25 protein-coding genes are annotated in these 26,779 nt (G+C 67.6%); 9 read left to right on the plus strand and 16 right to left on the minus strand.

Annotated elements, in window-relative coordinates:
* Positions 1 to 50: 50 nt before the first annotated feature.
* Entirely contained in the window at positions 51 to 1,253 is a 1,203-nt protein-coding gene (locus QH196_RS29725) for an argininosuccinate synthase (protein ID WP_280419163.1), read from the minus strand.
* Positions 1,254 to 1,559: 306 nt separating this feature from the next.
* Between QH196_RS29725 and QH196_RS29730 the strand changes: the two genes are divergently transcribed.
* Positions 1,560 to 1,703 carry a hypothetical protein gene (locus tag QH196_RS29730; protein ID WP_280419164.1) on the plus strand — a complete coding sequence of 48 codons (144 nt, stop codon included), beginning with the start codon at positions 1,560 to 1,562 and terminating at the stop codon, positions 1,701 to 1,703.
* Positions 1,704 to 1,709: 6 nt separating this feature from the next.
* Here the strand turns inward: QH196_RS29730 and QH196_RS29735 are convergent, their stop codons facing one another.
* The 6 genes from QH196_RS29735 to argC are packed head-to-tail and all read right to left on the minus strand — an operon-like array spanning position 1,710 to position 7,545.
* Positions 1,710 to 2,219 (minus strand): arginine repressor, encoded by a 510-nt coding sequence (locus QH196_RS29735; protein ID WP_280419165.1) that lies wholly within the window; start codon positions 2,217 to 2,219, stop codon positions 1,710 to 1,712.
* The gene (gene argF, locus QH196_RS29740; protein ID WP_280419166.1) at positions 2,216 to 3,169 is read right to left on the minus strand and encodes an ornithine carbamoyltransferase; all 954 of its coding nucleotides are present in this window, start codon (positions 3,167 to 3,169) and stop codon (positions 2,216 to 2,218) included. Before argF ends, QH196_RS29735 begins: the two co-directional genes overlap by 4 nt.
* Positions 3,166 to 4,365: an acetylornithine transaminase gene (locus QH196_RS29745; RefSeq protein WP_280419167.1), complete on the minus strand. Its 1,200-nt coding sequence runs from the start codon at positions 4,363 to 4,365 to the stop codon at positions 3,166 to 3,168. Before QH196_RS29745 ends, argF begins: the two co-directional genes overlap by 4 nt.
* On the minus strand, positions 4,362 to 5,276 hold the full coding sequence (gene argB, locus QH196_RS29750; protein ID WP_280419168.1) for an acetylglutamate kinase: 915 nt from the start codon (positions 5,274 to 5,276) through the stop codon (positions 4,362 to 4,364). The genes QH196_RS29745 and argB overlap by 4 nt, the downstream gene beginning before the upstream one ends.
* Positions 5,273 to 6,478: a bifunctional glutamate N-acetyltransferase/amino-acid acetyltransferase ArgJ gene (argJ, locus tag QH196_RS29755; RefSeq protein WP_280419169.1), complete on the minus strand. Its 1,206-nt coding sequence runs from the start codon at positions 6,476 to 6,478 to the stop codon at positions 5,273 to 5,275. Before argJ ends, argB begins: the two co-directional genes overlap by 4 nt.
* Positions 6,475 to 7,545, minus strand: coding sequence for an N-acetyl-gamma-glutamyl-phosphate reductase (gene argC / locus QH196_RS29760; RefSeq protein WP_280419170.1), 1,071 nt, complete (start codon positions 7,543 to 7,545; stop codon positions 6,475 to 6,477). Before argC ends, argJ begins: the two co-directional genes overlap by 4 nt.
* A gap of 462 nt (positions 7,546 to 8,007) precedes the next feature.
* On the opposite strand from argC, the gene QH196_RS29765 reads away from it, so the two are divergent.
* Positions 8,008 to 8,808, plus strand: a complete 801-nt coding sequence (locus tag QH196_RS29765; protein WP_280419209.1) for a crotonase/enoyl-CoA hydratase family protein — start codon at positions 8,008 to 8,010, stop codon at positions 8,806 to 8,808.
* Positions 8,809 to 8,920: 112 nt separating this feature from the next.
* Here QH196_RS29765 and QH196_RS29770 read toward each other — a convergent pair whose 3' ends face one another.
* Together QH196_RS29770 and QH196_RS29775 are read right to left on the minus strand one after the other, a co-directional pair.
* Entirely contained in the window at positions 8,921 to 10,357 is a 1,437-nt protein-coding gene (locus QH196_RS29770) for a carboxylesterase/lipase family protein (RefSeq protein ID WP_280419171.1), read from the minus strand.
* A gap of 31 nt (positions 10,358 to 10,388) precedes the next feature.
* Positions 10,389 to 11,294, minus strand: a complete 906-nt coding sequence (locus QH196_RS29775) for an MBL fold metallo-hydrolase (protein WP_280419172.1) — start codon at positions 11,292 to 11,294, stop codon at positions 10,389 to 10,391.
* Between the two features lie 130 nt (positions 11,295 to 11,424).
* Between QH196_RS29775 and QH196_RS29780 the strand changes: the two genes are divergently transcribed.
* Positions 11,425 to 12,312: a helix-turn-helix domain-containing protein gene (locus tag QH196_RS29780; RefSeq protein ID WP_280419173.1), complete on the plus strand. Its 888-nt coding sequence runs from the start codon at positions 11,425 to 11,427 to the stop codon at positions 12,310 to 12,312.
* 78 nt (positions 12,313 to 12,390) lie between these two features.
* On the opposite strand, the gene QH196_RS29785 is transcribed toward QH196_RS29780, so the two are convergent.
* A complete protein-coding gene (locus tag QH196_RS29785) occupies positions 12,391 to 13,752 on the minus strand; it encodes a DoxX family protein (protein ID WP_280419174.1) in 1,362 nt (453 codons plus the stop codon).
* Complete coding sequence (locus QH196_RS29790; protein WP_280419175.1) at positions 13,749 to 14,360, minus strand: D-alanyl-D-alanine carboxypeptidase family protein; 612 nt, start codon at positions 14,358 to 14,360, stop codon at positions 13,749 to 13,751. Before QH196_RS29790 ends, QH196_RS29785 begins: the two co-directional genes overlap by 4 nt.
* 87 nt (positions 14,361 to 14,447) lie before the next feature.
* On the opposite strand from QH196_RS29790, the gene QH196_RS29795 reads away from it, so the two are divergent.
* Together QH196_RS29795 and QH196_RS29800 are read left to right on the plus strand one after the other, a co-directional pair.
* Positions 14,448 to 15,113, plus strand: a complete 666-nt coding sequence (locus tag QH196_RS29795) for a response regulator transcription factor (RefSeq protein WP_280419176.1) — start codon at positions 14,448 to 14,450, stop codon at positions 15,111 to 15,113.
* A gap of 18 nt (positions 15,114 to 15,131) precedes the next feature.
* On the plus strand, positions 15,132 to 16,220 hold the full coding sequence (locus QH196_RS29800; protein WP_280419177.1) for a sensor histidine kinase: 1,089 nt from the start codon (positions 15,132 to 15,134) through the stop codon (positions 16,218 to 16,220).
* 63 nt (positions 16,221 to 16,283) lie between these two features.
* Here the strand turns inward: QH196_RS29800 and QH196_RS29805 are convergent, their stop codons facing one another.
* Positions 16,284 to 17,066, minus strand: a complete 783-nt coding sequence (locus QH196_RS29805) for an SDR family NAD(P)-dependent oxidoreductase (protein ID WP_280419178.1) — start codon at positions 17,064 to 17,066, stop codon at positions 16,284 to 16,286.
* A gap of 604 nt (positions 17,067 to 17,670) precedes the next feature.
* Between QH196_RS29805 and rsgA the strand changes: the two genes are divergently transcribed.
* Together rsgA and QH196_RS29815 are read left to right on the plus strand one after the other, a co-directional pair.
* Positions 17,671 to 18,753, plus strand: a complete 1,083-nt coding sequence (gene rsgA, locus QH196_RS29810) for a ribosome small subunit-dependent GTPase A (RefSeq protein WP_280419179.1) — start codon at positions 17,671 to 17,673, stop codon at positions 18,751 to 18,753.
* A 121-nt stretch (positions 18,754 to 18,874) separates the two neighbouring features.
* Positions 18,875 to 19,402: a GNAT family N-acetyltransferase gene (locus QH196_RS29815; protein WP_280419180.1), complete on the plus strand. Its 528-nt coding sequence runs from the start codon at positions 18,875 to 18,877 to the stop codon at positions 19,400 to 19,402.
* A 178-nt stretch (positions 19,403 to 19,580) separates the two neighbouring features.
* On the opposite strand, the gene QH196_RS29820 is transcribed toward QH196_RS29815, so the two are convergent.
* On the minus strand, positions 19,581 to 20,204 hold the full coding sequence (locus QH196_RS29820) for a TetR/AcrR family transcriptional regulator (RefSeq protein ID WP_280419181.1): 624 nt from the start codon (positions 20,202 to 20,204) through the stop codon (positions 19,581 to 19,583).
* A 108-nt stretch (positions 20,205 to 20,312) separates the two neighbouring features.
* On the opposite strand from QH196_RS29820, the gene QH196_RS29825 reads away from it, so the two are divergent.
* The gene (locus tag QH196_RS29825; protein WP_280419182.1) at positions 20,313 to 21,053 is read left to right on the plus strand and encodes an SDR family NAD(P)-dependent oxidoreductase; all 741 of its coding nucleotides are present in this window, start codon (positions 20,313 to 20,315) and stop codon (positions 21,051 to 21,053) included.
* 158 nt (positions 21,054 to 21,211) lie between these two features.
* Here QH196_RS29825 and QH196_RS29830 read toward each other — a convergent pair whose 3' ends face one another.
* Positions 21,212 to 21,823: a TetR/AcrR family transcriptional regulator gene (locus tag QH196_RS29830; RefSeq protein WP_280419183.1), complete on the minus strand. Its 612-nt coding sequence runs from the start codon at positions 21,821 to 21,823 to the stop codon at positions 21,212 to 21,214.
* A 77-nt stretch (positions 21,824 to 21,900) separates the two neighbouring features.
* Here QH196_RS29830 and QH196_RS29835 point away from each other — a divergent pair, with 77 nt between their 5' ends.
* Complete coding sequence (locus QH196_RS29835; protein ID WP_280419184.1) at positions 21,901 to 23,139, plus strand: FAD-dependent monooxygenase; 1,239 nt, start codon at positions 21,901 to 21,903, stop codon at positions 23,137 to 23,139.
* 16 nt (positions 23,140 to 23,155) lie between these two features.
* On the opposite strand, the gene QH196_RS29840 is transcribed toward QH196_RS29835, so the two are convergent.
* Complete coding sequence (locus QH196_RS29840) at positions 23,156 to 23,647, minus strand: pyridoxamine 5'-phosphate oxidase family protein (protein ID WP_280419185.1); 492 nt, start codon at positions 23,645 to 23,647, stop codon at positions 23,156 to 23,158.
* A 92-nt stretch (positions 23,648 to 23,739) separates the two neighbouring features.
* A complete protein-coding gene (gene ppc / locus QH196_RS29845; protein WP_280419186.1) occupies positions 23,740 to 26,583 on the minus strand; it encodes a phosphoenolpyruvate carboxylase in 2,844 nt (947 codons plus the stop codon).
* Between the last annotated feature and the right edge of the window lie 196 nt (positions 26,584 to 26,779).

The raw sequence follows: 26,779 nt of genomic DNA on the forward strand, positions 1-26,779 counted from the left end.
ATCGACCGATCGCGAAGGCCACCCGGCCGCCGTTGCGGGCGACCGGGTACCTACTTCTGGTTCAGATCGCGTTTGGCCGCGACCTTCGAGGACAGGCCGTGGAGCTGCACGAAACCCTTGGCCAGCGACTGGTCGAAGGTATCGCCCTCGTCGTAGGTGGCGAGGTTGAAGTCGTAGAGCGACTGTTCGCTGCGCCGGCCGTTGACGGTCACATTGCCGCCGTGCAGGACCATGCGGATATCGCCGCTGACGTGCTGCTGGGTTTCGGCGACGAACGCGTCGAGGGCCCGCTTGAGCGGGGAGAACCACAGACCGTCGTAGGCCAGCTCGCCCCAGCGCTGCTCGACCTGCCGCTTGTACCGGCCCAGTTCCCGCTCGAGGGTGACGCTTTCGAGGGCACGGTGTGCGGTGATCAGCGCGATGGCGCCCGGCGCCTCGTAGATCTCCCGGCTCTTGATGCCGACGAGCCGGTCCTCCACCATGTCCAGCCGGCCGACACCCTGACGGCCCGCCCGGCGGTTCAGTTCCTCGATCGCTTCGAGCACGCTGACCTGGCGGCCGTCGATGGCCACCGGGACACCGCGGTCGAAGGTGACGATCAGTTCGTCGGGGGCTTCGAAATTGACGGTGGGGTCGGTGGTGTAGTCGTAGACATCCTTGGTGGGCGCGTTCCACAGATCCTCGAGGAACCCGGTTTCGACGGCCCGGCCCCAGACGTTCTGGTCGATGGAGAACGGCGACTTCTTGGTGACGTTGATCGGGAGTTTGTTCTCCTCGGCGAAGGCGATGGCCTTCTCGCGGGTCCAGGCGTAGTCGCGGACCGGGGCGATCACGTTCAAATCGGGAGCCAGCGCGCCGATACCGACCTCGAACCGGACCTGGTCGTTGCCCTTACCGGTGCAGCCGTGCGCGACGGTGGATGCACCGTGGAATTTCGCGGCCTCGACCAGATGCTTGACGATGAGCGGCCGGCTGATCGCCGAGACCAGCGGGTACTCGTCCTGGTACAGGGCGTTGGCCTGGATGGTGGGCAGGCAGTACTCGTCGGCGAACTCGTCGCGGGCATCGACCACCACGGCTTCGACGGCGCCGCAGTCCAGGGCGCGCTGGCGCACCACGTTCATATCCTCGCCGCCCTGCCCCAGATCGATGGCGACGGCCACGACCTCGGCGCCGGTCTCCTTGCCGATCCAGCTGATGGCCACGGAGGTGTCCAGCCCACCGGAGTAGGCGAGTACGACGCGATCGGACATGTTCTGGTGCTCCCTAGGATGTGTGCGTTGGTCTGCTGTTCGTTCTCGGGTGTGCGGTCTCCGCGGGATCCGGTGACCGCTGTCCAGCAGTATGCTGGCCCGTTGCCGGTCCGGCTCGCGCCGCCGTTGCAAATGATTATGCACGATGGTGCAATCTCATTCATAACTGGGGGTGGTACAGGCCCTTACCTGCGGTAACCACACCACACGTCGCCTCCCAACTCGATAACAGCCCTTGGCCCCCCACCGTAGAGGTGCGACGCTGGTCACATCCCATCAGCGCAATCGCGAAGGGAGGAGAAGACCGTGCAGACATTGCAGCAGTGGGCGCAGGACAACTACGAGACCATCGGCTTCATCGTCGTCACGCTGGGTAACGCCGCGCTGGCACTGGGCGTGATGGGCATCGAACTCGCCACACCGTTCCTGCAGGAACTGGTGAATACCTGAGCTGTTTCAGGCCAGATTCTCGATTTTCGCGGCGAGTTCGGCGCCGGTCAGGGGTTCACGGGCGATAACCGCGATGGTGTCGTCACCGGCGATGGTGCCGACGATATAGGGCAGGGCCGCTCGGTCCAGGGCGCTGGCCAGGAAATGAGCTGCGCCGGGCGGGGTCCGCAGGACCGCGATATTGCCGCTGGAATCGGTGGAGACCAGCAGATCGCCGAGGAGTTTCGCCAGCCGGCCGGTGCCCCCGGTGACCCCGCGGACGGGGCTGCCGTCCTCGGGGACCACATAGACACCGGCGCCGCCGTCGGCCGCGCGGAGTTTGACCGCGCCCAGTTCATCCAGATCGCGCGACAGCGTGGCCTGGGTGGTTTCGATCCCTTCGGCGGCGAGCAGATTGGCCAGTTCGGTCTGGCTGCGGACCGGGTGCGCGGCCAGCAGCGCGATGATCCGCGATTGCCGGCCGGCCCGGGTGGCGGCCGTGAGGGGGCCGGTGGAATGCGAGCGGGCCTCGGTCATCGTCGCTGTGCGCCCTCGTGTTCCAACAGCCAGACGAGCAGGGCCTTCTGCGCGTGCAGGCGGTTCTCCGCCTCGTCCCACACCGCGCTCTGGTCGCCGTCGAGAACCTCGTCGGTCACCTCTTCCCCGCGATGTGCGGGCAGGCAGTGCAGGACGATGGCGTCGTTGGCGGCGTAGGCGAGCAGCCCGGCGTTGATCTGGTAGGGGCGGAACGGCGCGACCCGGTCCAGGCCGTCACTCTCCTGCCCCATCGAGGTCCAGGTGTCGGTGACGAGGACATCCGCCTCGTCTGCCGCGGTATACGGGTCGTCGGTGACGGTGACGCTGCCACCGGTTTCGGCGGCCCGGGCCTGTGCCGCCGCGAGCACCTCGGCCGCAGGCTGGAAACCCACAGGCGCGGCGATCCGCACATGCATCCCGGCCGTCACCCCGCCGAGCAGCAGCGAATGCGCCATATTGTTGGCGCCGTCACCGAGGTAGGTCAGCACCTGGCCTTTCGGGTCGCCTTTACGCTCGGTGATCGTCTGCAGATCCGCCAGCACCTGGCACGGGTGGAAATGGTCGGACAGCGCGTTGACCACCGGGACCGTCGCGGTACCGGCCATTTCCTCGAGCCGCTGCTGACCGAAGGTGCGCCAGACGATGGCGTCGACGTAGCGGGAGAGCACCCGGCCGGTATCGGCGAGGGTTTCGTCGCGGCCGAGCTGGGTGGTCTGCCCGTCGACCACCACCGCATGCCCGCCGAGTTGCGCGATACCGAGTTCGAAGGAGAAGCGGGTGCGGGTGGAGTTCTTGTCGAAGATCACCCCGACCCCGCGCGGTCCTTCCAGCGGGCGGCGGGCGAACGGATTCTTCTTCAGTTCGGCCGCCAGGGCCAGAACCTCGGCCTGTTCGGCGGGAGTCAGGTCGTCGTCACGCAGGAAGTGCCGGACGGCGGTCGAAGCAGTCACCCCTGGGCTCCTTTCGTCTCGGCCAGGACCTCGTCGAGGATCACCGGCAGATCCAGCACCAGATTGTCGGCCTGGGTTTCGGTGAGCACCAGCGGCGGGGCCAGCCGGATGACATCGGGTTTGGCAGGGTTCACGAGATAGCCGGCGGCGCGGGCGCGGGCCTCGACCTGCGGTGCGACCGGATGGGTGAGACCGATACCGATGAGCAGGCCGGCGCCACGCACATCGGCGATCAGCGGATGTTCGAGGACCGCGATACCGTCGCTGAGCCGTTTGCCGACCGATTCGACATGGTCGAGCAGGCCGTCCTCGGCGATGGTGCGCAGGACCGCCAGCGCCGCGGCGGCACTGACCGGGTTACCGCCGAAGGTGGTGCCGTGCATTCCGGGCGTGAACAGATCGGCGGCGTGCCCGGTGGCCAGGACCGCGCCGATCGGCAGACCCGCACCCAGCCCTTTGGCCAGGGTCATCACATCGGGGGTGATGCCGAATGCCTGGTGCGCGTACATCTTCCCGGTCCGGCCGATACCGGTCTGCACTTCGTCCAGGATGAGCAGGGCACCGTGCCGGGCGGTGATCTCCCGGGCACGCACGAGGTAGTCCAGCGGCGGGACCACCACACCGCTCTCCCCCAGCATCGGTTCCAGGAATACCGCGGCGGTATCGGAATCCACCGCACGCTCCAGCATCGCCGCATCGCCGTAGGGCACATGCACCACACCGGGCGGCATCGGTTCGAACGGTGCGCGCTTCGACGGCTGGCCGGTGAGCGCGAGTGCGCCCATCGTGCGGCCGTGGAACGCCTCGTCGCAGGCGATGATCTTGCGGCGGCCGGTGAGCCGGGCCAGTTTGAACGCGGCCTCGTTGGCTTCGGCGCCGGAATTGCAGAAGAAGGCGCGACCGTCCCCGTCACCGAAATGTGCCAGCAGCGTTTCGGCGAGTTCGATCACCGGCTCGCTGCCGTACAGGTTCGAGACATGGCCGAGCGTCCCGAGCTGTTCCATCACGGCGCTCAGAATCGCCTGATGCGCGTGCCCGAGACTGTTGACCGCGATCCCGCCCACGAAATCGACATAGCGGTTGCCGTCCGCGTCGTACACCACCGCGCCGGTGCCCCTGGTCAGCACGACCTCCGGCGTGGGGTAGTTGCGCATCATCACATTCGACCACCGTTGCCGCAATTGCGCAGTGTTCATGCTCTGACTCCGTTTTCCTCGTCCGCCGCCGGTGTGACCATGGTGCCTATGCCCTCCCCGGTGAACAGTTCCAGAAGTACCGAATGGGGTATGCGACCGTCGATGACATGTGCGCCCGGGACACCGCCGCGCACCGCGCGCAGGCACGCCTCCATTTTGGGGACCATCCCCGAATCCAGCGACGGCAGTAGGTCGGCGAGCGCATCGGTGTCGATCACGCTGGTCAGCGAGGAACGGTCGGGCCAATCGGTGTAGAGGCCCTCGACATCGGTGAGGACGACCAGTTTCTCCGCGCCGATCCCCTCGGCCAGCGCCGCCGCGGCGGTATCGGCGTTGATGTTGTGCACCACGCCGTCGGCGTCGGGTGCGATGGTCGAAACCACCGGGATCCGGCCGGCGCCGATGAGATCCAGGACGGCGTCCGGATGGACATCGGTGACATCACCGACCAGGCCGATATCGGTGGCCGCGCCGTCGATATCGACGGTGCGGCGGGTCGCGGTGAACAGCCGGGCATCCTCACCGGAGATACCGACGGCGTACGGTCCGTGCGCGTTGATCAGCCCGACCAGTTCCCGGCCGACCTGACCGAACAGCACCATCCGCACCACCTCCATCACCTCGGGTGTGGTGACGCGGAAACCGCCGCGGAATTCCCCGGCCATGCCGAGCTTTTTCAGCATGGCCGAGATCTGCGGGCCGCCGCCGTGCACGACCACCGGGTGTACACCGACGGTGCGCAGGAAGGCCATATCGGCGGCGAAGGCGCGTTTGAGGTCGTCGTCGATCATGGCGTTACCGCCGTATTTGACCACGACGATCTTATCGCGGAACTTCTGCAGCCACGGCAGGGCACCGGCCAGGATATGCGCTTTGTCCAGCGCGGAAAGCTGGTGGATCGCTTCGGTCATGAGCTGTAGGCCGAGTTCTCTTCGACGTAGGCATAGGACAGGTCGGTGGTGCGGACGGTCGCGGATCCGTCGCCGAGCCGCAGATCGACCACCACATGGATATCGGCGCCGGACAGGTCGACCTCACGGGCCCCCGGCGCGCCGGTGCCGTCGATGCAGACGGGGAAGCCGTTGAACGATACCGAGATCACATCCGGGTTCAGCTCGAAAGGTGCGGTACCGACCGCGGCCAGTACCCGGCCCCAGTTCGGGTCGGAACCGAACAGCGCCGTTTTGACCAGGCTGTCCCGGGCGATGATACGGGCCGCGGTGAGCGCATCGTCCTCGCTGCGCGCGCGCTGCACGGTGACCAGCACGCGTTTGGTGATGCCCTCCGCATCGGCCATCAACTGACCGGCCAGATCGTCGCAGACCGCCAGGACCGCCGCATCCAGTTCCTCCTGGCTCGGCGCGACCTCGCTGGCACCGTTGGCCAGCAGCAGCACGGTGTCGTTGGTGGACATCGAACCGTCCACGTCCAGCCGTTCGAAGGTGCGCCGGGTGGCTTTGCGCAGCGCGCTGTCGAGTTGTTCCGGGGTGGCGACGGCGTCGGTGGTGAGAACCACCAGCATGGTCGCCAGCGACGGCGCGAGCATGCCCGCACCCTTGGCCATCCCGCCCACGTTCCATTTGGCCGGGTGGTGCAGGGAGGCTTCCTTCGGCACGGTGTCGGTGGTCATGATGGCGTGCGCGGCATCGGTACCGCCCGACATACCGCCGCCCATCTCGTGCACGATCTCGGTGACCGCAGGGATCAGTTTGTCCATCGGCAACCGGTCGCCGATCAGGCCGGTGGAGCACACCGCGACCTCACCGGCACCGGTCTCGGTGCCCCAGTTGCTCAGTGCGGTGGCGAGTTCCTCGGCGGTGCGATGGGTGTCCTGGAAACCCAGCGGGCCGGTGCAGGCATTCGCACCGCCGGAGTTCAGGATCACCGCGCGCAGCCGCCCGGATTTCAGCACCTGCTGCGACCACAGCACGGGGGCGGCCTTCACCTGGTTGCTGGTGAACACGCCTGCGGCGGCGTAATCGGGGCCCTCGTTGAAGACGAGCGCGAGGTCGGGTTTGCCGCTGGCCTTGAGCCCGGCGGCGATCCCGGCTGCCCGGAAACCGAGCGGCGCGGTGACACCCTGGTTGTGGACGAGGTTGGCGTCGGTGGTCACGGAGCCACTCCTACGGTGGGCAGCCCGGCGGTCTCGTCGAGGCCGAGCGCGAGGTTCATGGACTGCACCGCGGCGCCCGCGGTGCCCTTGGTCAGATTGTCGACGGCGCCGATCACCACCAGCCGGCCGGCGTCGGGGTCCACGGTCACCTGCAGGGTGACCGTGTTCGCGCCGAGCACGGCACCGGTCTGCGGAAGGACGCCTTCGGGCAGCACATGCACGAAAGGTTCGTCGGCGTAGGCCTTTTCGTAGACGGCGCGGGCCTGCGCGGCGTCGACCCGCACCGGCGCGGTGCAGGTGGCCAGAATGCCGCGCGGCATGGGCGCGAGGACCGGAGTGAACGACACCCGCACCGGGTTACCGGCGGCGGCGCTCAGATTCTGCGCGATCTCGGGGGTGTGCCGGTGCGCACCGGCGATCCCGTAGGCGCGGGCCGAGCCCATGACCTCCGAGCCCAGCAGGCCCACATCGAGTTTCCGGCCGGCCCCCGAGGTGCCGGTGACGGCCACGATGTTCACATCCGGATCGACGATGCCCGCGGCGACCGCGGGCGCCAGCGCGAGGCTGGCGACGGTCGGATAGCAGCCCGGCACGGCGATCCGGGTGGCGCCGCGCAAGAGCTCCCGCGCGCCCGGCAATTCCGGAAGGCCGTAGGGCCAGCTCCCCGCATGCGGGCCGCCGTAATAGCGGTCCCAGGCGGCGGGATCGGTGAGCCGGAAATCGGCGCCGCAGTCGATGATCACCGTCGACTCGGGCAGTGCGGTGGCCAGTGCGGCCGACTGGCCGTGCGGCAGGCCGAGGAAGACGACGTCGTGCCCGGCCAGCTCGGCCGCCGTGGTCGGGGCGAGAATACGATCGGCCAGCGGCAGCAGATGCGGCTGGAGCGTGCCCAGCGCGGTTCCGGCGTTGCTCCCCGCGGTCAGCGCCCCGATCTCGAGGCGCCCGGCTCGGTACTCCGGATGCCCCAGCAACAGACGCAGCACTTCTCCGCCCGCGTAACCACTGGCACCGGCGACGGCCACCCGCAGGGGCGCGGTCCGGTCGGGCATATCCGTGTGATCAGCCATGTGATGATTATGCACGATCGTGCAAGCTCATTCATCGACGGGTTGGGGCGCACCCTCCATCATCCACAACAAGAGCTGATCGAGTTCGCAGCCCAGCGTATGCGCTAGGATTAGAACATGTGTTCGAACAGCGCGTTCCGGTCCCAGGTTCGCGCCTTGGAACATGCCGTCGACGCACTACTCGATATCGATCTCGGGTACGTGGCCGATGCCGAACTCGCCGACGCCCTGATGCGAATCGCGGCACGCGCCCGCAACCTGACCGGATTCACGGTCAGGATCAACCATCGGTACGAGAACCGGCAGATCAGGGATGCACCTCCGCCGACCGCCACCGAACTGCCGTTTCCCGCCGACGACACGACCGCCCCCCGACCGGCGGCCGCCGCAACGGGACAGCGCCGGGACCGATCGGGCATTGTTGCCGGAGACAACCGCAGCATCGTGGCCCGAGGAGCAACCGTGACCGCACCCCTGCGCGTGGAGCGCACCGGCGATATCGTCGTCTGGACCATCGACAAGCCCGAACAGCGCAACCCGATCTCCGACGAGGCGACCATCGAAGCCCTGGAGGACGCGGTAGGCGAGGCCAACCGGGATCATTCGCTGCGCGTCGCGATCCTCACCGGTGCCGGCACGGCGTTCAGCGCGGGCGGCAACGTAAAGCACATGCGCGACAAGGCCGGAATGTTCGGCGGCACCCCCGCCGAACTGCGTCAGGGCTACCGGCACGGGATCCAGCGCATCCCGAAAGCGCTGTACCACTGCGAAATCCCCACGATCGCCGCGGTGAACGGACCCGCCATCGGCGCCGGCTGCGATCTGGCCCTGATGTGCGATATGCGCATCGCCTCGACCACCGCGACCTTCGCCGAAAGCTTCGTCCGCCTCGGCCTCATCCCCGGCGACGGCGGCGCCTGGCTGCTCCCCCGCGCCGTCGGCATGGCTCGCGCCAGCCAGCTGGCGTTCACGGGCGCGCCGATCGACGCGGCGACCGCCCTCGATTGGGGCATGGTCAACGAGGTCGTCGAACCCGAACAACTACTGGAAGCCGCCCGCCGCCTGGCTGCCGATATCGCGGTGAACCCACCGCACGCTCTGCGCATGACCAAACGCCTGCTCCGTGAGGGACAGCACCAGAGCCTGGAAACCCTGCTCGAACTCTCCGCCGCCATGCAGGCGATCACCCACCACACCGCCGATCACGACGAGGCGGTCGCGGCCATGCTGGAGCGGCGCCCACCCGGGTTCACCGGAAACTGACGTCACTTGCCACGCACCACTCGCAGTTCACCGACGCCCGAGTCGGCGTCCGCTCCGGCTCGAGGATCTCGCCACGATTCCGCTCCGAGAATCACGACATCGACCATCCGGCTTATCCGAAGTGCTGCACGGTGGCGGGGGTGTTGTCGTAGGCAGCCCATCCCGGGGACCCGTGGCGCACCATCGCGAGCCAGGCTTTGTGCATTTGTCGGGCAAGGCCGTCAGGTGCCGGTTCGGGCCCGAGTAGACCCGCCGGCCCGTGCAGCCATTCGGAATCGGCGATATCGAAGACGAAGGGAAGCTCCACGGTGTGGGCGGCACCGAGCCGGCCGTGCAGTGCGGTCGAGCGGAAACCGAAGCTGTAAACGTGGGTGCCGCGATTCGACATCAGCGAGTGCGCCTGCGCCATGCGGGCGGAGCCGGCACCGAAGAGCGCGTCGCCGATCAAGGCCGAGCGCAGTTCGCCGGGGGTGGCCTGCGGATGTTGGGCCCGCAGGGCTTCCACGGCGTCCTCGGGGTGCCTGTGCGCGTGCCCGGCGGCGGCCAGTACGTCCGCCTGCTGCGAACTCTCGAAGTTGCCCTGGGGCACGAGGTACAGGTTGCCCTCCTCGGTGTTGGTTCCGATCAGAAGAGCGATATCGGCCGCTGGTCCGTTCGCGAGCGTGTCGGCGGGTTGTTCGTCCAGGACGAGACCGAACGGACTGAGCCCGACCAGTGGATCGGTGGCAGAGGCGGTGCGCAGATCGAGCCCGGCAAGCTTCGGCAACACAGCGACGAACTGTTCGTCGGGAATGGCGGCGAACCCGTCCACGGTCGTGTCGACGCCCAGCGCTGTTGCGGCCGCACGGGTGACCCGCTCTGCTTGCTCGGGAGTGAAAGCTCCTGTGCCGCTACCGCTCTGCATGATGGCGCGGTGGAACAACCCGGTGGCTTCCGGTGTCGCGAGCAGCGCTCCTACCAAGGTGGCGCCTGCGGACTGGCCGGCCACCGTCACATCGGTCGGATCGCCACCGAACGCACCGATCGTGTCCTGAACCCAGCGCAGGGCGGCCAGCACATCGAGCAACCCACGGTTGCGCGGTGCGCCGTGGACGTCGAGAAAACCGGAGATACCCAAGCGGTAGTTGACAGTGACGTAGACGATTCCCGCACGGGCGAACGCGTGGCCGTCGTACAGCGCGGCCTGCGAGGAACCGGTGACGAACCCGCCACCGTGGACGAAAACCAGCACTGGTCTGCCGGCGCTGTCCGAACCCGGCGTGCGCACATCGACGGTCGAGTAGTCTGCGCCGCGCACCCAGCCCGGCCCGAAGTAGGGGCGCATATCGAGTGGGCCGAAGTCGCGGACCGGCTGTGGTGCCGTCGCCCCGTGACTTGTTGCGTCGCGCACTCCCCTCCATCCCGGGTGCGGCGCCGGCGGGGCGAAGCGGGCGGAACCGGTCGGGGTGGTGGCGTAGGGGATGGCACGATAGAGCTCACCGTGGACGTCGCGTACTCCGCGCACTGCACCGGAGGGCGTCCGAACGATGGGGCCGGCGTTCTGAGACAAGAGTTCTCTCCAGATTCGGGTGAACAGCGGATCAATTGATACGGGAGAAGCCGGCCCAGTCCTTGATCGCGAACGTGGAGCCGTTACGGACCACTTCGGCAGCGCCGTGGCCGCCGAGGTGGGCAGGAAACAGGAGCGCGTTGTCGTCGCTCGCGCGGCCCAGCAGTGTGTGCCTGGTGGCCCGAGCTTCCGCGGGATCCTCGCAGAAGCACGTATTGGTGTGTGGTGCAACGATTTGCAGCGGGGTGTGGATGAGATCGCCGACAAACAAAGCACGGTCGGCGCCGGAAGCCAAGGTCAGCGCCGACGACCCGGGGGTGTGTCCCGGTGTGAGGTCCAAGCGTAGGTTCGCGTCGATCCGATAGGTCTCGTCCCACAGCCGAGTCAATCCGGCTTCGTGGACGGGAGCCACGCTGTCTTCGAACACATTCTGGTTGCCACGGCCGAAAACGGATTCGTGGCCGTTGGCCGGGTTCCAGAAATCGAAATCGCGTTGCGGCATCAGATAGGTGGCGTTCGGGAAGGTCGGCACCCAGGTCCGGCCCTCGAGGCGGGTGTTCCAGCCGACATGGTCGATGTGCAGGTGGGTGTTGATCACCAGATCGACGTCCTCGGGCCGGACCCCGGCGCGCGCCAGATTGTCCAGGAATCCGGTGTCGTGCCTGCTCCACACCGTGGCGTACGGCCGCTCTTTGTGGTTGCCGACGCCCGTGTCGACCAGGATGGTGCGTCCTTCGCTGCGCAGCACCCAGGTCTGGATCGCCGAGACGCAGATATTGGCCTCGGGGTCCCAGAAATCGGGTGCCAGCCAGTTTCTGTTGGTCTCCCAGTCGTGTTCGGTGCTGTCGGGAAAGAAGTCGCCGGGGCTCAGCTCCACCGAGCCGTAGTACTCCTTCACCCGGGTGACCGTGACGTCACCGAGTTCGATCTGCTCCATGTGTTTTCCCTTGATCATCAGTGGGTGCCTCATCAAGGGTGTCGGCGAAAAGTGGCCGGTAACCACACCTCCGTTGTCCTACCCCTGCGAGGGTGTGGCTGCGTTCCGTAGGCGCCCGGATACTGGAGTGATGGACGGACCCGGACCTCTCGGTGAATATCTGCAGGCGCGACGTGCGCGGATTCGTCCCCAGGACGTCGGGCTGCGGGATTTCGGTGTGCGCCGGCGGGTGCAGGGATTACGCCGTGACGAGGTGGCGCAGCTGGCAGGCGTCAGTGTGTCCTACTACACGCGGCTCGAGCAGGGAATCTCTCGTGGCGCGTCGCCCGAGGTGCTCGAAGCGATTGCCGGTGCACTCCAGCTCGATGTCCACGAACGTGAGCACGTGGAACGGTTGGCCGGTGCCGCCCGGCGCGCGCCGCGGGCGCGGCGGCCGCGGCCGGAGAGAGTCAGCGACGAGACGCGGGATCTGATGCGCGCCCTCGATGGTGTTCCGGCGCTGGTCTTGGGGCGGCGCACCGACGTCCTGGCCTGGAATCACCTGGGTCACGCACTGCTGGCCGGGCACGCCGATCCGGCCGCCGTGGACGACGTGGCGAATCGGCCAAATATGAGTCGAATGGTCTTCCTGGACGGGCACAGCCGCGAGCTCTATCGGGATTGGTGGCGCAAGGCCCGCGCAGTGGTGGGCAATCTGCGGATCGCCGTGGGGCGCCACCCCGACGATCGTGACCTGGCCGCTCTCATCGGTGAGCTCACGATGAAGAGCCCTGAGTTCGTCTCCCTGTGGGCCGACCACCGGATCGCCCCGTGCGACGCGGCGTCCTACGATCTGCATCATCCGGTGGTCGGTGCCCTCACCGTTACGCAGCAGACCCTGGCGATCGCACGTTCGCCCGAACAGAGCCTGATCGTGGTCACCACCGTGGAGCGGTCACCGTCGGAGCAGGCTCTGATGCTGCTGCGCAGCTTGGGCGACCCCGTGCGTAGATCGACCGCCACACTGCACGAGGTGTAACCCCACGGGCGGGGCGGACGTGTTCGCCGGCCATGTGGTCGAGGAGAATACTTCCACCTGAACGCGCCCGGCGTCCGGTCAGAAATTCGGGCGGTTCTGCACCCAGCGGAACGACGTACTTCGCTGCGGGAAAGTGTCCGGGTCGATCCGGTCGAGCGTGAGGGTGACCTGGTGGCCGTCCAGTTCACCGGCCAGCACGGCCTTGTCCGTGTCGGGTTGCTGGAAGTCGAGTGTGCCCAATGGATTCCGAGTCCCGGCCCTTGTGGTCATCGGCCTGTATTTCGGTGGCCCCTCGATCAGCCGGATCCGGCGGGAGGCGGCGTCCACATCGGCGGGGACAGTCACCAGGGTGTCGTCCATTCGCTGAAAGGTGAGGGTATCCGGGTAATCGAAGATCACTGTCTTCCAGCGGTTTTCGTCGGTGGTCAGCGGCGGCACCGGATATCCGTCCCGGGTGTACTCCGTTACCGACCAGATGCCGTACAGGGCAGGCTTGGGGCGGTCGGGCCCGCCGGTGCGCCAGGCGTGCCAGCCGCCGTGCACAGCCGCTACGGCAATCCATATACCGAGCGCGACCTGAATCACCGCCGCGATCCGGCGAGATCTCACGGCGTGGAACGGATACGGTGCGACGGACGGGCCGGTGGCACGGTCGAGCAGCAGCCCTCGTATCAGCCGCCGCGCCTCGGGTGCCAGCAGCAGCATCGACATGAGCAGAAGATGGGTGGACGAGATCTTCTCCGGCACATCGAAGGTCATGTTCAGTACGACGATCTGCAGGGTATCGATCAGCGCCAGCAATGCGCCGAGCAGCGCGGTCCGTGGGATCAACAGCAGGATCGCCGCGGTGATCTCCGCCGCGCCGAGCAGCATTTCGTACGGCCTCGACACACCTACCTGCGACCACAGCACCGCCATCGGCGTGAAATCGCCGTACTCGGTCAGGAGTGTCGTCAGCGACGGCTCGGGCATCTGGGTCGGAATCGCCTTGGCGAAACCGAAGCTCAGCAATTGACCGGCCAGCAGTATCCGGATGACGAGCAGGTACCAGCCGGCGAGTGTGCGATAGTGCGTACGCCGCCGGTCCAGTACCGACCACACCGCTGTACCGGCTGCCGCCACCACCAGGATGCAGAACAGCAGCACCCAGAAGATCGCCTGGTCACCGACTCCGGTCGGATACAGCTGTACGCCGGTACCGAACACTTCCCGGCCCACCCAGTCGAGGAAGGGCTGCAGCTTCCGGATGTGCCAGAACTGTGCGTCGTAGCCCAGCTGCCTTCCGAGTGGGCCGGTCAGCTCGAACACGATCGGCGGAGTCAGTAGACAGAACAGGCCGAAGTACAGGAAACAGAACCGGAATGCGAGGCGGGTGAGTGGATTCCACCGTACCGGCCGAGCCACCACCAGTCGTTCGGTGACGAAGGTTTCGGTCGTCATCGTCGCATCCTCTGCTCGTGTGCGGGGTCGGCATACATGGCAGGACAGCCGTGCTCGATCGCCGCGGGGCGCAGTTCGTAGTGCCAGGGCTCGTTGCGATAGATCTGGCACAGTCCGTATGCGGCGCCGTGTGCGGACAGCCACGCCGCAGCATCGGAACCGAGGTCGACCGCATCGCCGGACACGTGCGCAGAAGTGTCCGCGGTGGCGACCCATCGGGCGGCCCGCTCCGCCGAGCCGTACTTCGCTACCGCTGCGCGAAGCAGCCGGTTCTGGTATTCCCGCGAACGCCAGCCACTGTTGACGTGGAACTCGATGCCCTCGTCGCCTGCCTCGGCCGCTGCGGCGCGCAGGGCCGCGATCAGATCGGGCGCGAGGTTGGCTACGCCGGGATACTCGTCGGCGAACACCGTGACGCCGTCCGGAAGGCCACCATCGTCCGGGACAGCCCGGCCGCCGTGGTCACCGCGGAGGACGGCACCGGCCAGCCGGACCGGCGACGGTGCTGACTGATAAACCAGCGTGCCGGTGATCGCGGTGACGGCGACGAGCAGGCCACTCGCCGCCAGCCTGCGGGGCAACGGTGATAATGCGGTTCTTCGACTCATACGGCCAGTCAAGGCGCGGCGGTGTTGCCGGTCCGTATGCGTTTTCGGATACGCCGGCGATATGTCGCGCCTCGTACTATCGAGAACATGCGTGTGCTGGTCGTAGAGGACGAGCCCTACCTGGCAGAGGCCATCCGCGATGGGCTGCGACTGGAAGCGATCGCGGCCGATATCGCCGGTGACGGCGATACGGCCATGGAGTTGCTGAGCGTCAACACCTACGACATAGCGGTCCTCGACCGTGATATCCCCGGGCCCACGGGGGACGAGGTCGCCGAACATATCGTCGCGTCCGGTACCGGTATGCCGATCCTGATGCTCACCGCTGCCGACCGGCTCGACGACAAGGCCTCCGGCTTCGAACTCGGCGCCGACGACTACCTCACCAAACCGTTCGCCCTCCGTGAACTCGCGCTCCGGCTCCGGGCGCTCGACCGCAGGCGCGTCCACAACCGGCCGCCGGTGCGGGAGATCGCGGGATTGCGGGTGGATCCGTTCCGCCGCGAGGTCTACCGCGACGGCCGCTATGTGGCGCTCACCCGCAAGCAGTTCGCCGTGCTCGACGTGCTCGTCGCCGCCGAAGGGGGCGTCATCAGCGCCGAAGAGCTGCTGGAACGGGCGTGGGACGAGAATGCGGACCCCTTCACCAATGCCGTGCGCATCACCGTCTCGGCCCTGCGTAAACGGCTCGGCGAACCGTGGCTCATCGCCACCGTGCCCGGCGTCGGCTACCGCATCGACCTCGGAACGTAAATGGCCAGGGCGCCGGGTTTGAGCGTTCGCCTCAAACTGACCCTCAGCTACGTCGGGTTCCTCATGCTCACGGGTGCGCTGCTGCTGGTCGCCGTGTGGGTGTTCCTCCTGCGCGGAAGGTCGAACATCCTGTTCGTCCCCGGTCTGTCCGATTTCCGCCGCGTCTTCGATCCAGGCAGTTTCGGCGCGGCTGTTTTCGTCCCCGCGGCAATCCTGGTGCTGGGGTTCCTGCTGGTGTTCGGTTTCGTAGGCGGGTGGCTTCTCGCCGGCCGCATACTCGCGCCACTGAATCGAATCACCGAAGCCACCCGGGCGGCCGCGAACGGTTCACTTTCCGAGCGGGTCCGGCTGCCCGGCCGCAGCGACGAGTTCCGCGAACTCGCCGACAGCTTCGACACCATGCTCGGCCGGCTGGAAGCCCATGTAGCCGAACAGAAGAGATTCGCGGCCAACGCCTCCCACGAACTCCGCACCCCGCTGGCGATCACCCAGGCACTTCTCGACGTGGCAAGCAACGATCCGGACAGCCGCACCGGTGAACTCGTCGAACGACTCCGTACCGTCAACACCCGAGCGATCGATCTCACCGAGGCACTACTCCTGCTCAGCCGCGCCGACCGGCAATCCTTCACCCGAGCGCACGTCGACCTGTCCCTCATGGCGGAAGAAGCCGCCGAAACACTTCTCCCCCTCGCCGAAGAACGCGGTATCACCATCGAAACCTCCGGCGATATCACCCCGGCCGTCGGTTCACCTGCACTCCTGCTGCAGTTGACCACGAATCTGGTGCACAACGCGATCGTGCACAACCTGCCCGACCGTGGCAGCGTATGGGTCACGACCAGGGCGCACGCCGGCACAGTGGTGCTGACTGTCGAGAACACCGGCGAGGAACTCTCGCCACAGGTGGTTTCCACGCTTGCGGAACCGTTTCGCCGCGGCACCGAACGCCGGCACATCGACCATGCAGGTGCGGGGCTGGGCCTGGCAATCGTGCAGAGCATCACCCGAGCCCACAACGGAACCCTCACCCTCGCTCCCCGGCCTTCCGGTGGGCTCCGGTGCACCGTGCACCTACCTGCCGCACCACCACGCGCCGGCGACTGACCGTCACGGCTGAGAGAAGCGCCGTCCCCGGTCCGGGGTGCGCCGGGGCGGTGGCCGATACGGTCAGAGAGCGTGTCCGCCGGCGACCTGCAGAACCTGCCCGGTAACCCAGCGGGCCTGGTGCGAGGCGAGGTACACCACCGCGTCGGCGATATCTTCCGGCTCCCCCACCCGGCCCATCGGGACGATCGCCCTCGCGTGTGCGAGGACGCCCTCGTCCATCCACCCGGTCTGGACGGGGCCCGGGGCAACGGCGTTCACGCGTATGCCGCGCGGTGCCAGATCCAGTGCGGTGGAGCGGGTGAGTGCTTCCAGCGCCGCCTTGGACGTGCCGTAGCCGGTCTGGCCAGGGAACGCTCGCGCGGCGTCAGTAGTGATGTTGACGATGCTCAGCGGGTCGTCTCCGTGGTGTAGTCGTGCCACCTCGGCGGTGAGAACCGCGGGCGCGACGGCGTTCACCCGATAGTGGCGCTCCATAGACGCATGGGTCAAAGTGTCGACGGTGTCGGGTGTTTCGCAGTGGGCGGCGTTGTTGACCAGGACATCGATCGTGCCGGCGCGGTCGGCGACCGCTCGCACGAGCCGGGTCGCGCCGTCCGGTTCGGACAGGTCGGCGCCGACGGCGAAAGAGTCGTTGCCCAATTCTTTCGCGAGCTTGTCCGCTTCCGCCGCGGCTGGGGTGATATGCGCCCATTCGACGCCGGCCGGGGCCGGCGGATCCCGGTCGAGGTAGTGGATCGCTACGCGTGCCCCCTGGGCGGCGAACGCGCGGCTGATCGCTGCACCGATATTGCCGGAACCGCCGGTCACCAGGACGGTCCGGCCGGCCAGGCGAGTATCGATCATCGAGTCTCCTCGGTAGTGGTCGGGCAGCTGGATTCGGGACGACGAGCATGAACTGGGTCCGGACAGGAGGCCCACGGGCCGGGACCGGCAGCGCATACCGGGGGCGAGGCGACCATGACCGCGCGTGAAAAGTCGAGAAGCAGGGAACCGACATGGACGTGCTGATCGAAGACAGCTTTCACCCATGAGGCTGCAGGCCGCACGCGGGGACCGATACCGTCAGGAACGCACGCGGGGATGGTACACAAACAGCTCCGGCTCAACGAGTCGTTTTGCGTGGGATCAGTCGCTCTGATGGGGCCGCACAGGGCGGGCGTCCGAGCGGTGGGCGAGGGTGTGACGTGGCTCGTCGACGCGGCGCACTCGGTGGTACGCGCGGCCGCCAGGTGTTAAAGTCGGCTGTCCGAGTCCGATGTGGTGCGAGAGATCAGGAGGTGAGTTGATGTTTGCGGTGAAGACCGCTGCCCTGTGCAGCGCCCGGACCATCCTCACTTCCCGGGCTCCGGTCTGATCGATCCCCGCTGCCGATAGCGTCGGGCCGTATCGGCTTGCCGCCGCGCTGGTTTCGGTATTCGAACGGGGCCCCTTTTCAAAGGGTCTCACCATGTACTCATCTCAACCATCCGCATCATCGATGCCTCTGTCCGCACTCGGCTGGGACAGCTCGTTGGAGGCACTGTTCGCAGAGCATGCGGCCGCCGGCCTGGTTCCCGCTCGCGTTGTGCGGGTCGACCGGGGCCGCTGTGACACACTCACCGCATCGGGTCCGGTCCGCGCCGTCAGCGTGGCTGTAACCTCTGCCGACCCGGCCGATTCGGTGTGCACAGGCGATTGGGCCGCGCTGCGCCCGGGGCCGGAGCCGGAACTGGTGGCACTGCTGCCACGGCGCAGCGCGATCACCCGGGCTTCGTCGGATCGGACCTCGTATCAGCAGGTCTTGGCGGCGAATGTCGACTCTGTCGTCATCGTGGTGTCGCTGGCGATGCCGCTCAACGCGGGCCGGGTCGAGCGTCTGCTCGCGCTGGCCTGGGACAGTGGGGCGAAGCCGGTGGTCGTACTCACAAAAGCCGACACCGTGGACGATCCCGGTGCCACCGCGACCGTCGTGACCGCGCTGGCTCCCGGCGCCGAGGTCGTCACCACCAGCGCTACGACGGGTGCCGGCCTGGACGTACTGCGGGACGTGGTAACCGGTACCACGGTCTTGCTGGGGCCGTCGGGCGCGGGAAAGTCCACGCTCGCCAATGCTCTGCTCGGACGAGAGCATATGGACACCAGCGATGTTCGCGTCGCCGACGGTAAGGGCAGGCACACGACCGTGCACCGTGAGTTGCTGCCGCTACCGGGCGGCGGGGTGCTCATCGATACCCCGGGCCTGCGGGGTATCGGCATCCAGGACGCCGCGGAGGGTGTCGACCGAGTGTTCTCCGAAATCGAAGCCTACGCCCGCGATTGCGCCTTTGGTGATTGCGAGCATCGCAGCGAACCCGGCTGCGCTGTCCAGGAAGCCATCATCGCCGGCGTGCTGGATGTGGGCCGGCTCGATCGGTACCGCAAGCTGTTGCGTGAAAGCGAGCGGGCCGCGGCCCGAGGCAGCGCGCGCCGGTCGAGTAAGCGCAGCGAAACCAAGAAACAGATCACGCGGGATCTGCGCGCGACCTATCGATTCCGCGACCGTCAGCGCTGAGCGCTGACATCACCTGTCGCCCTACATATCCGAGGACCTCCCGGCTGTGCGGGCCCACCTGCCACAGACCTCCCTGACCGCAGGCCGGCCGATGTTCTCGCCCGGCAACGCACCATCATGAATGGAGAAAACCGTTTTGAGTACTGAAAGCAACTGGATCACTCGCGCCGAGACCGGCGCCGACATCCCGGCTATCCGAAAGATCAACCTCGCGGCGTTCGAGACCGCCGAGGAGGCCGACCTCGTCGATGCTCTGCGCACCGATCCGGCGTGGATAGCCGACCTGTCCATCATCAGCGCACAACCGGACGGCACGCCCACCGGTTACGCACTGCTGACTCGCTGCCACGTCGACGACACCCCGGCGCTGTGCCTGGGACCGTGCGCGGTCCTGCCCGAATACCAGAAGACAGGGGCAGGTTCCGCCGCGATCCGCGCCGCCCTCGCAGCGGCCGAGCAGGCGGGCGAGCACTTCGTGATCGTCCTCGGGCACCCGACCTACTACCCACGGTTCGGGTTCACCCGCGCATCGCAGTACGGGATCCGGCTCAGCATCGATGTCCCCGACGAGGCGTTGATGGCGCTCGGTTTCGACTCCGAACAGCTGCCGAGCGGCACCGTCCGCTACGCCGCACCCTTCGGGATCTGACCGATTGATTGCAGGGGGTGGGTGGCCCACGGAGCGGAAAACCGGGACCGATTCCGACCGGCCGGCCCACCCCCTGCCACTCGACTGCAAGAATCGCAAGGCCCGCGTCGAACTCGCGAACGCCATATTCGACGGCATCGAAATCTTCTACATCCCGGCAGCACCCTGCTCAGTCCCCTCATTTCCGGGCATGCTTTCGGTCGGGACCCGTAGTCGGCCAGGCCGCCAGAGCGCGGTCTATAGAGCGGTTCAGTTGCGCCAGCACGGCGCCGTCGCGGGCTTGGACGGACAGGCCGAACAGGACGGTGGCGTAGAAGTCGGCGAGTTCGGCGACGTCGGTATCGTCGGCGAGGTCGCCGTCGGCGATGCCGCGGTCCAGGCGGGTGCGGATGTCTTCGACTGTCTGCCGGCGCTTTTCGGTCAGAAAGTCGCGGATAGCGGTGTTGCGCGTGGTGTAGGTGGATCCGGCCAGCACGACCATGCAGCCGCGCGGCGTGGTGCCGTCGACGTAGGCGGCGGCATTGTCGCGCAGCATGGCCTCGATGGCCGCGCGGGCGGTGGGTTGCTCACGGAGGGCGCGCTCGGTGTAGCTGCCCTCGGTGCAGCCGTACAGCCCCACCGCCTCGCGGAACAGCTGCTCCTTACCGCCGAACGCCGCATAAAGGCTGGGAGAGTTGATGCCCATGGCGGCGGTGAGCTCGCTCATCGAAGCACCCTCATAGCCGTGCTCCCAGAACACCTCCATGGCGCACCGCAGGGCGAGTGCGCGGTCGAAGGCGCGGGGTCGTCCACGTTCACCCACGTTCTCCCCTTTCTGTGTCGATCGTTAAATATACCTCTTGACGCGAGCAGGTGCCGCCTGGTTGAGTCATTTATGTACCGAACGACACAGAATTAGAGGAGTGCAGTGATGAACGACCTGACCGGCGCCGTTGCCCTGGTAACCGGCGGCAGCCGTGGCATCGGCGCGGCGATCGCGCGGCGGCTGGCCGCCGCGGGCGCGGATGTGGCGCTGACCTACCACAGCGGCGAGGAGAACGCGCGCAAGACGGTCGCCGAGATCGAGGCGCTGGGCCGTCGCGGGCTGGCCTTACGTGCCGACAGCGCCGATGCGGGGGAGACCGCCTCGGCTGTGCACCGCACCGCTGAGGAGCTGGGGCGGCTCGACATCCTGGTCAACAACGCCGGAATCTTCCCGGCGAAGCCGTTCGAGGAGTTCACCGTCGACGAAATCGACCGGGCGCTGCACATCCACTCCAGGGCGCCCTTCGTCGCCGCGCAGGCCGCGATGGCGCATCTGGGTGCGGGCGGCCGGATCGTCAGCATCGGCTCGAACCTGACCGATCGCGCGCTGTTCGGCGGGCTGGCGCTGTACAACCTGAGCAAGTCCGCGCTCAACGGTTTCACCAAAGCCCTTGCGCGCGAGCTGGGTCCGCGTGGAGTCACGGTGAATCTGGTGCAGCCCGGCTCGACCGATACCGATATGAACCCGGCCGACGGCGACCACGCCGACCAGCAACTGCAGTTCAACCCACTGGGCCGCTACGCCCGCCCGGAGGACGTGGCCGCCACGGTCGCCTTCCTCGTGAGCCCGGAGGGCCGGTCGATCAACGGAGCCATCCTTACGGTGGACAGCGGCACCAACGCCTGATCCCGCGCTGATCAATCACTGCCACCGGAACCCATTCGGGAGCGATGCGTTGAATCGGGGCGCGCGGCGACATTGACCACGACGAAGTCGATCCGGCCCGCGAACGTCGCGACCAGCAGTACTGTCGATCCGTCGAATGTTGTGAGGCCGGCCCGGCGCTAGCGGTCCGCGGCGTCCGCCGGGGCCGTGAGACGGGGCGTCGACGCCGGGCCGGCGGCGTTCCCCGCCCCCAGCGCCGCGCACGCCGCATCCACGGCTGCGGTCCGTAGTTCGTCCACCGGGGTATCGGCCAGCAGGACCAGGCAATCGCCCAGACCACCCAGTGCGACGATGGCGCGCGCCCGGTCCGCGACTCCGGCGTCCGGACCGACCAGCAGGGTGGTGAGCCGGCGGCGCCAGTCCACCACATTCTGCAGGAAACCCAGTTCGCCGAGGGGCGCGATATCCCGGAGCAGCAGGGCGGTTACCGCTCGGTGCTTATACGAGACGTCGAAATAGCGGGTGAGCAATTCGCGTGCGTTCACCGGCTCGTCGCCGGATCGCGCCTCGTCGGCGGCTATCACGGCTTCGACCTCGTCCACCAGCGGCTGCACGAGGCTGCGAAGGAGGTCCTCGCGCGAGGCGAAGTGGTAGTACAGCGCGGGTTTCGTAATACCCAGGCGCTCCGCGATCTGCCGCAGGCTGGTCTCCCGGATCCCGTGGGCGGCGAACAGTTGCAGCGCGGCGGCCTGGATGCGGTCACGCGTCTCGGTGGATCGGGCTCGGGGCATCAACCAACCCTAGCGCGTTGACCGCCCGGTAAGTAAACTCGTTTACCGACCGTTAAGTAAACGATCGAGGAGCCGTGGTGGACATCCTTATTTCCGGGGCCGGCGTCGCCGGACCCGTTCTCGCGTACTGGCTGCAGCACTACGGGTTCACACCGGTGGTGGTGGAACGCACCCCGCGCCCTAGGCTTGGGGTGGGCGGTCACGCGGTGGACCTGTTCGCGCCGGCGAGCGAGGTGATGGACCGGATGGGTCTGCTCCCCCGGCTCCGCGCGGCATCCGTCGAGACCTCCGCGCTGCGCTACGAACGGCCCGGCGGACCCCCGATCGAGGTCGACCTGCGCGATATCTCGGAAGCCTTCGCCGACGACCGCCACCTGGAGATCATGCGCGGCGAACTGGCCGCGCTCCTGCAAGAGGCCACCGCCGACCGGGTCGACTACCGGTTCGGCGATTCCATCGCCGCTCTCGCCGAGGACGACGCCGGTATCGACGTCACCTTCGAGAGCGGTCGCACCGGCCGGTTCGATCTCGTCATCGGCGCCGACGGCCTGCATTCCACGGTGCGCCGGCTGGTATTCGGGCCGGAAGACGAGGTGAGCCACCACCTCGGCGGCTACCTCGCGGTGGGGACTCTGCCGAACTATCGCGAGCTGTCGACGCACACCGTCCTCTACAACGCGGTGGACCGGATCGCCGCCATGTACCCCGTGGCGCAGACGGGGCAGGCCCGCGCCGTATTCCTGTTCCGCCGCGCCGTCGCGCCGGTCTACGACCACCGCGATATCGATGCCCAGCGCCGGCTGTTGCGTGCGGAGTACCGGAGCGAGGGCTGGGAGATCCCCCGGCTGCTCGACGAGATGGACCGCGCAGACGACTTCTACCTCGACACGATCAGCCAGATCCGGCTGGACTCGTGGTCGCGGGGGCGGGTAACGCTGGTGGGCGACGCCGGATATGCTCCTGGACCCGCGGTAGGTGGCGGCACCACCTTGGCGGTCGTCGGCGCCTACCTCTTGGCTCGGGCCCTCGCCGAGGCCGGCGGCACGCACGAGCAGGCATTCACCGCCTACCAACGACAACTGGGCGACTACGCACGACGCTGCCGGGACGTGGCGCCCGGCGTCCTGCGCCGCGGCATCCCACGCTCCCGGGCGCAGCTGCACTTCAACGCCCTGGCCACGCGTCTGCTGACCCGGCTGCCCGCGGCACTGGCCCGGCGGGTACTCGCCGGTGGCGCGAGCAATACTCTTTCGTCGTTCGATCTCCCGGACGAGGCCGTGCCACCGGATATCAATGCACTGGGACACGTCGGGTGATCACCGGTCGCCGCGGCTACCGCTTCTCGACGAACCGCTCCCCTTCGCCCGGCTTCCAGATCGTGATCTTCAGGGTGTCGTCGCCGACCTCCACCGAGGACGCGGAGGTGAGATCGGCGACGAAGAAGTGGTCGAACACCTGGTCGCGTAGGTCCATCCCGCTGTCCTCGTACAGGAACTGGGCGAAACGGGCGTGGAGCGCGGTATCCGGATCGTCGACCACGACACCGAAGAGTTTCGCGTCACCGTCGGAGACCATGGTGTCGACCGTGGCGGTGTGCAGGCAGAAGCGTGGATCACGCAGGAGATCCCGGAATTTGGTGGTGCCGGGCATACCGGCGATCACCAGTTTCTCCTCGAAGATCATCGGTTCCACCGGGCTGATACGGGGATACCCGTCCGACCGCAGGGTGGCAAGCATGCACAGGTTGCCCGTCGCGAGATGGCGGCGGCGGAAGATCTCACTGATATGCGGGGCTTCCGCCGTGAACTCGTTCCAAGTCGTCATAACGCCGACGGTACGACGCCGATACGACAATTCGGGGTACAACCGGCCGCGCTGTTCGCCGCTGTTTCCGTGTTCGCCGGTCGGCGCGGTGGTCAGCCCGAATTCCGCAGAGCGGTCGCCAGCCCGTTCATGGTGAGCAGAATCCCCCGCTTGACCAGTTCGGAATCGTCCCCGCCGCGCAACCGGCGCAGCAGCTCGACCTGCATCTGGTTCAACGGCTCCAGGTATGGGAACCGGTTGTGGATGGATTCCGACAGTGACGGGTTATCGGCCAGGAGGTGGTCGTTACCGGTGATGGCGGCGTGTATGGCGACCGTCCGGGCATGTTCGCGTTCGATCATCCCGAAGATCCGCTCACGCAGTTCGCTGTCTTCGACGAGTTCGGCGTAGCGGGCGGCGATCGCGAGATCGCTTTTGGCCATGACCTGGGCGAGGTTCGACAGTACGGTGCGGAAGAACGGCCACCGCCGGTACAGATCCGAGAGGCGGGTGAGCCGCTCCGGATCGCCGTCCACCCACTCCTCGAGCGCGGTCCCGGTTCCGTACCAGCCGGGCAGCATCACGCGGGCCTGGCTCCAGGACATCACCCACGGGATGGCGCGGAGATCGCCGACGGATTTCGTGGGTTTGCGGGAGGCGGGCCGGCTGCCGATATTGAGATCGCCCACCTCGGCGACAGGTGTCGATTGCCGGAAGTAGTCGACGAAACCGGGGGTGTCGTGCACGAGCCGGGCGTAGGCGGCGCGGGCGCGGGCGGCGAGATCGTCCATGAGGGCGTAGGCGGATTCGGCGTCGGGGCCCAGACCCTCGACATCGAGCAGCGTCGATTCGAGCGTGCCGGCGATCAGAGATTCCAGGTTGCGGTACGCCGAACCGGGTTCGGCGTATTTCGCCGCGATGACCTCGCCCTGTTCGGTGAGTCGCAGCGCGCCGCGTACCGCCCCGGCGGGCTGGGCCAGGATCGCGTCGTAGCTACGCCCGCCGCCGCGGCCCACGGTGCCACCGCGACCGTGGAAGAGCCGCAGCCGCAGCCCCTGTTCCCGGGCCAGCTCCACCAGATCCAGCTCGGCGCGGTACAGCGCCCAATTGGCGGCCAGATATCCGCCGTCTTTGTTCGAATCGGAATACCCCAGCATCACCTCCTGCCGCATACCGCGCGCGACCAGCAGATCCCGGTACTCCGGAACACGCAGTGCCGCACCGAGAGTGGCGGCACCGGCCGCGAGATCCTCGATGGTCTCGAACAGCGGTACGATCCCGGCCGGGCAGAACGGGGCGCCACCGGCCTCGCCGGGATCGAGCAGACCCCCTTCTTTCAGCAGCAGCGCCGCCTCGAGCAGATCGCTGACCGAAGTGCACATGGAGATGATGTAGTTGGGGACCGCTTCGGGCCCGAGCGCGGCCACCACGTCGGCCGCGGCCCGGATGATGCCCAGTTCTTTGGTGGCCAGCTCGCTCAGCCGGGCGTGCGGGCTCAGCAACGGCCGGCGGGTGCGCAATTCACGGGTGAGCAGGTCCACCCGCTCGGTTTCGGGCAGGCTCGCGTAGTCCGGATGCACCCCGGCCCACGCCAGCAGTTCGGCCACGACCTGTTCGTGGGTTTCGGAGTTCTGCCGCATATCCAGGCCCTGCAGATGGAACCCGAAGGTTTCCACGGTATGCCGCAGGTCCGCCAGCTGATCGTCGGCGAGCAAACCGTCACCACTGGCGCGCAGGGAGGTATCGACGGCATCCAGATCGTCCAGCAGTTCCTGCGGCGACGAGTAGGCGCGGATACCGGATACCACCGCACCCCGGCCGGTGAAATCCCGCAGCGGGCTGTCGCTCGCGGCGACCGAATCCGGCAGGGTCGCCGCGGCATCGGTATCGCCGGCTCCCACGGCCCGCAGCGCGTCGCGTGCGGTCACCGTGAGCCGGGCCCGGATACCGTAGAGCGCCCGGCGATACGGTTCGTCGGCATGGATATCCGGGTCCGGGTACCCCGCATCCGACAACGCCCGCAGCGCGGGGGTCACCGGAACCAGCCGCGCCGACAACGCAAGAGTTTTCTCCAGCTGCGCCAGATCCCGCAGGTACCGCCCGAAGGCGACACCCGCCGCGTGCGCCGCGGCGGTCCGCACCACCTCGGCGGTGACGAACGGGTTGCCGTCCCGGTCGCCGCCGATCCACGATCCCGTGCGCAGGATCGGTTTCGGAAGCAGCCGCTGCTCGGGCCAGCGCGCCCACAGCGCCGCCCGCACATCGGCGTTGATCGCGGGGATCACATCGAGCAGCGTCAGCTCGTAATACCGCAGGCCGACCGCGATTTCGTCCTGGATACGCAACCGGGACAACCGGATCAGCGCCGTCCGCCACAAGGTGAGCACCTGGCGGCGGATCTCCCGGTCGAGGGCGGGCTGTTCGGCCGCCGCGGCGCGCAACCGCTGCCGCATGAGCTCGGTGATCCGGGTCTGGGTATCGAATACGGTGCGGCGGCGGGTCTCGGTGGGATGGGCGGTGATCACCGGCGACACCAGGGCATCGGCGAGTAATTCGGCCACCCGCTCCCCGGAAATCCCCGCCGCATCCAGCTTTCGGTAGGTCGCGGCCAGCGAGGAATCCTGCGGCGGCTCCCCCGCCGCCTCGTGCACGGCGCGGCGGCGGTCGCGCTGGATATCCTCGGCCAGATTCGCCAGCAGCACGAAATAGCTGAACGCCCGGATCAACGGGAGCGCCACCGCGATATCCACGCCGGCCAGCATTTCGGCGACCGCACTGCGCCGCACCTCCTCCCGGCGCACCCGGAAGGCCTCCACCCGGACCTTCTCGACCAGGTCGAATACCTCCGGCCCCTCGTGATCGCGAATGGTGTCCCCGAGGACGCCACCGAGGAACCGGATGTCCTCGCGGAGCGGCCGGGTCGCGTCGTTTCCACTACCGGTCTGCGCATCACCCATGGTCGGACAGTATGGTCGCCCGACCCGTCCCGGTCTGTGACGACGCACACGGCCGCGCCGAAAACCGTAGTCGATACGCAGCCGCGCGGGTGCGCGTCCGGTTCACGAGATCCTCGTCGCGCCGCCGCGCCGAGCCGGCCTGCGCTGCAGGTCCGCCCCTCACCCAGCGCGCCGGGCCCAGCGGTATGCCGGTCTG

It is taken from the genome of Nocardia carnea, assembly GCF_029868325.1.
In the GTDB taxonomy this organism is placed as follows: domain Bacteria; phylum Actinomycetota; class Actinomycetes; order Mycobacteriales; family Mycobacteriaceae; genus Nocardia; species Nocardia carnea_C.

Coding starts and splice junctions, on each gene's coding strand:
- QH196_RS29805 (WP_280419178.1), bottom strand. CDS start 17,066: ATGATCGATACTCGCCTGGCCGGCCGGACCGTCCTGGTGACCGGCGGT.
- QH196_RS29815 (WP_280419180.1), top strand. CDS start 18,875: ATGGAGAAAACCGTTTTGAGTACTGAAAGCAACTGGATCACTCGCGCC.
- argC (WP_280419170.1), bottom strand. CDS start 7,545: ATGGCTGATCACACGGATATGCCCGACCGGACCGCGCCCCTGCGGGTG.
- QH196_RS29775 (WP_280419172.1), bottom strand. CDS start 11,294: ATGGAGCAGATCGAACTCGGTGACGTCACGGTCACCCGGGTGAAGGAG.
- QH196_RS29795 (WP_280419176.1), top strand. CDS start 14,448: ATGCGTGTGCTGGTCGTAGAGGACGAGCCCTACCTGGCAGAGGCCATC.
- argB (WP_280419168.1), bottom strand. CDS start 5,276: ATGACCGAAGCGATCCACCAGCTTTCCGCGCTGGACAAAGCGCATATC.
- ppc (WP_280419186.1), bottom strand. CDS start 26,583: ATGGGTGATGCGCAGACCGGTAGTGGAAACGACGCGACCCGGCCGCTC.
- QH196_RS29780 (WP_280419173.1), top strand. CDS start 11,425: ATGGACGGACCCGGACCTCTCGGTGAATATCTGCAGGCGCGACGTGCG.
- QH196_RS29840 (WP_280419185.1), bottom strand. CDS start 23,647: ATGACGACTTGGAACGAGTTCACGGCGGAAGCCCCGCATATCAGTGAG.
- QH196_RS29825 (WP_280419182.1), top strand. CDS start 20,313: ATGAACGACCTGACCGGCGCCGTTGCCCTGGTAACCGGCGGCAGCCGT.
- rsgA (WP_280419179.1), top strand. CDS start 17,671: ATGTACTCATCTCAACCATCCGCATCATCGATGCCTCTGTCCGCACTC.
- QH196_RS29790 (WP_280419175.1), bottom strand. CDS start 14,360: ATGAGTCGAAGAACCGCATTATCACCGTTGCCCCGCAGGCTGGCGGCG.
- QH196_RS29745 (WP_280419167.1), bottom strand. CDS start 4,365: ATGAACACTGCGCAATTGCGGCAACGGTGGTCGAATGTGATGATGCGC.
- QH196_RS29725 (WP_280419163.1), bottom strand. CDS start 1,253: ATGTCCGATCGCGTCGTACTCGCCTACTCCGGTGGGCTGGACACCTCC.
- QH196_RS29830 (WP_280419183.1), bottom strand. CDS start 21,823: ATGCCCCGAGCCCGATCCACCGAGACGCGTGACCGCATCCAGGCCGCC.
- QH196_RS29785 (WP_280419174.1), bottom strand. CDS start 13,752: ATGACGACCGAAACCTTCGTCACCGAACGACTGGTGGTGGCTCGGCCG.
- QH196_RS29735 (WP_280419165.1), bottom strand. CDS start 2,219: ATGACCGAGGCCCGCTCGCATTCCACCGGCCCCCTCACGGCCGCCACC.